Annotated in this window: 1 protein-coding gene; it reads right to left on the bottom strand. The window is 71.3% G+C overall.

Going from position 1 to position 443, the window contains the following annotated elements; genetic code table 11:
• The coding region (locus V5F77_RS29165; RefSeq protein WP_429008524.1) for an HAD family hydrolase at positions 1 to 443 on the bottom strand (443 nt) is incomplete at both ends.

The following is a 443-nucleotide window of genomic DNA, read 5'->3' on the forward strand; positions in this document are numbered from 1 at the left end:
ACGCCCGCCTCGCCCATGATGCGATGGCTGCCGATGACGAGCTTGCGGCCGTCCACGCTCCCGGTCACACCCTTGCCCACGGGACTATCGAAATCCTGGGCCTCGCCGAGAGGCAGGCCGCGCTCCGCCGCCGCGGCCACGATGGCCGCCGCGAGCGGGTGCTCGCTCGCCCGCTCGAGCGTCGCCGCTAGCCGCAGGAGCGCGTCCTCTTCCAGTCCGCCGGCCGTCCTCAGGGCGACCACCTTCGGCTTGCCTTCCGTCAGGGTGCCGGTCTTGTCCACCACCAGCGTGTCCACCTTCTCGAACCGCTCCAGCGCCTCGGCATTCTTGATGAGCACGCCCATGGATGCGCCGCGGCCGACGCCCACCATGATGGACATGGGCGTCGCCAGCCCGAGCGCGCAGGGGCAGGCGATGATGAGCACCGCCACGGCGGCGATCAG

The sequence above is a fragment of the Roseixanthobacter psychrophilus genome (assembly GCF_043195195.1).
In the GTDB taxonomy this organism is placed as follows: Bacteria; Pseudomonadota; Alphaproteobacteria; order Rhizobiales; family Xanthobacteraceae; genus NCEH01.